2 protein-coding genes are annotated in these 3,507 nt (G+C 67.1%); both read left to right on the top strand.

From position 1 onward, the window contains the following. The coding region (locus GA0115259_RS34840; RefSeq protein ID WP_093604304.1) for an LCP family protein at positions 1-1,475 on the top strand (1,475 nt) is incomplete at its 5' end. Positions 1,476-1,521: 46 nt separating this feature from the next. Next, entirely contained in the window at positions 1,522-3,402 is a 1,881-nt protein-coding gene (locus tag GA0115259_RS34835; RefSeq protein ID WP_176732761.1) for an LCP family protein, read from the top strand. Positions 3,403-3,507 lie beyond the last annotated feature (105 nt).

Genomic DNA, 3,507 nt, shown 5'->3' with positions numbered 1-3,507 from the left:
CCGCCGCGGCCGGCCGTCGCAAGCGCAAGGCGAAGAAGTCGGGCAAGAAGAAGGCGCTGGTGTGGACGGGCGGCGCGCTGGCGTTCGTGCTCGTCGCCGGTTCCGTCGGCGCGTACGCCTACTACCAGCACCTCAACAGCAACATCGACAAGATCGATGTCGGGAACGCGGGCAGCGGCGGGTTCAAGAAGGACCAGGCCGTCAACATACTGTTGATCGGTACGGACAAACGGACCGGCTCGGGCAACGAGGGCTACGGAGACGCGGGCAGCGTCGGCCATGCCGACACCAACCTCCTGTTCCATGTCTCCAAGGACCGTACGAACGCGACGGTGCTCTCCATCCCCCGTGACCTGATCACGGACATCCCCGACTGCGAGACGAAGACGGCGGAGGGCACCAAGGTCATCCCCGGCACCTCGCAGGACCGGTTCAACAACAGCCTTGGCCAGGACGACCGGGATCCCGGCTGCACGATGCGCACGGTCAAGGAACTCACCGGACTCACGGTCGACCACTTCATGATGGCGGACTTCAACGCGGTCAAGACGTTGTCCACAGCGGTGGGCGGTGTCGAGGTGTGCGTCGACAAGGACGTCGATGACCCGAAGTCGCATCTCAAACTGAGCAAGGGCACGCACACCATCGAGGGCGAGCAGGCCCTCGCCTTCGTCCGTACGCGCCACGCGTTCGGCACCGGGAGCGACCTCACCCGGATCGAGACGCAGCAGCAGTTCCTCAGCTCGATGATCCGGAAGATGAAGTCCGGCGACACTCTGACGAACCCCAAGAAACTGTTCTCTCTGGCGGAGGCCGCGACCAAGGCGCTCACCGTCGACACGGGCATCGGCAATATCCAGAAGCTGAGCGATCTCGCCACGGAGCTGGCGAAGGTCGACCCCAAGAACATCACCTTCACCACGCTGCCGGTGGACGACAACCCGGCGGAGGTCGTCAAGGCCACGGTCGTCGTCAACGAGTCCAAGGCCGAGCAGTTGTTCGCGATGATGCGGAGCGACACCTCGCTCACCGAGGTCAAGAAGAAGGAGCAGGCCGCCAAGAGCAAGCAGGAGGAGCTGCTCAAGGGGCCCAAGGCGGCGCCGGAGAATGTGCGCGTCGATGTGTACAACGGCGGCGGTCCGCAGGGCTCCGCGCAGGAGACCCTGGCCTGGCTCCAGAACGAAGAGGGTGTACCGAGGTCCACCAACAAGGGCAATGCCCCGGGAACGGATCTGCCCAAGACGACCCTGGAGTACGCGCCGAACCAGGCCGACCAGGCGCGTGCACTCGCGGACATGATGGGCCTGCCCGCGGCGGCCCTGAAGCCGGGCACGGAGGACGCCGAAGGACTGCAAGCGATGACGCTGACGCTCGGGGCGGACTTCAAGGGCGCGGGCGTGCCCATCACCGGACCGGCAAAGGCGCCGGAGGGTGTGCAGAAGGTGGAAGCCGACAAGCAGGTCTGCGCCAAGTGACGCCGGAACTCCGGCTCATACGGACGATCTGACGAGGGGGGTCTGGGTGCGTCAGAGCAGTGTGAGACGGGAAGGGGCGGACGAACACATACCGCACCCTCGCGAGCTGGGCTGGGACGACAGTCTGTACGAGGACGCCACGGACGTCACAGGCGTCACGGGTACGGAGAGCGACGCGGCGGGTCCGCAGGGCCCGCGCGACGGCGACACTCCCGAGGGCACCGGCAACGGTCCTGGCACCCAGGAGACTCACCGCGGCGACGGAGCGGCCCCGAACGAAACGGTCGGGGGCGAAAAGACCCTGGCCGCCGAGGCCGAGACCAGCGAGAGCCGGTCCAGCGCGACCCAGCACAAGGCCAACCGGACCGGCCGTGGCAAAGGCGGCGGACACGGCACCGCCACCACCTCACGCCGCCGCGCGAAACGCGGCGCCTGGCGCATACTCCGCTGGGTCGCCGCCGGGCTCGCACTCCTGCTGCTCGGCACGGCCGGCGCCGGCTATCTCTACTACCGGCATCTGAACGGCAACATCCGCAGCGGCGACCGCAACGGCGGCTCCACCGGTCTCGCCAAGCCCGACGCGAACGCCGCGGGCCAGACTCCGCTGAACATCCTGGTGATCGGCTCCGACAGCCGCGCCAAGGCGGAGAACGTCAAACTCGGCGGCAGCAAGGACACCGCGGGCAACCCGCCTCTCGCGGATGTGCAGATGCTGCTCCATGTCTCCGCCGACCGCAAGAACGCCTCGGTCGTGAGCATCCCGCGTGATACGCGCGTCGACATCCCCGAATGCAAGGACACCGGGACCGGCAAGGTCTTCCCGGCGACCAACGCGATCATCAACGAGACACTGGCGCGCGGCGGTGCCGGCTGCACCCTGAGCACCTGGGAGAAGCTGACCGGTGTCTATATCGACCACTGGATGACGATCGACTTCTCCGGTGTGGTGAGCATGGCCGACGCGATAGGCGGCGTCGAGGTCTGTGTCGAGGACAACGTCTGGGACCGCCCGCTGCCCGGTGTTCCCGGCGGCTCCGGGCTCAAGCTGACGGCGGGCTCGCACCATGTCCAGGGCAAGCAGGCCCTCCAGTGGCTGCGCACCCGCCACGCCTTCGAGAGCGACCTCGGCCGGGCCAGGGCCCAGCACATGTATATGAACTCGATGATCCGCGAGCTGAAGTCACAGAACGTCTTCACCGACACCATGCGGCTGACCGGTCTGGCGGAGGCCGCCACCAAGTCGCTGGAGGTCTCCGAGGAGATCGGTACGGTCAAGAAGCTGTACGACCTGGCCATGCAGCTCAAGAGCGTGCCGACCAACCGCATCACCATGACGACCATGCCGTCGGTCGAGGATCCGCAGAACCGGAACCATCTCGTACCCAAGGAGCCCGACGCCGACCAGGTCTGGACGATGCTCCGTGAGGACGTGGCCTTCGACGCCAACGGAGGCAAGGCCGACGCCGGCAAGAGCAAGAAGCCGGCCGAGCCCGTCTCCAAGGATCCGGCCGCGGCGCCCGCCGAGACCGGCGTGATCGTACGCAACGGCACCGGCAGCGAGCAGCAGAGCGCGGTGCCGAACCGCGCCCGTGACATCGCCCAGCAGCTCAACGGCAAGGGCTACACACTGGCCCAGGCGGATTCCACGCCCAGCCCGCAGGAGAAGACCACGGTCAGCTTCCCCAGCGCGGATCTGGAGGGCGACGCGCAGGCGGTGGCCAAGTCCCTGGGAATTCCGCTGAGTTCGGTGCGGAAGTCGACCGATGTGTCGGGCGTCACGCTCGTCGTGGGCGCGGACTGGCGCAGCGGCTCGTCGTATCCGAAGGAGTCCAAGCCGGAGGCGGGCGGCATACCGGACTCGGCGGACGCGATCAACGGCTCGAAGAAGGACGCGTGCATGCCGGTGTACGCGCCGTACCGCTTCTGACCGTCTGCACTTGCGTAACGAAAAGCGCCGCCCGGTGGGATCCACCGGGCGGCGCTTCATATCTTCCGTTCTTACGGCCTCACGGTTACGGCTGGGGGTAAGCCC

The organism is Streptomyces sp. MnatMP-M17 (assembly GCF_900091995.1).
GTDB lineage: Bacteria > Actinomycetota > Actinomycetes > Streptomycetales > Streptomycetaceae > Streptomyces.
Note: the sequence above shows the minus strand (reverse complement) of the source record. Positions and strands in the feature narration are given on the sequence as shown.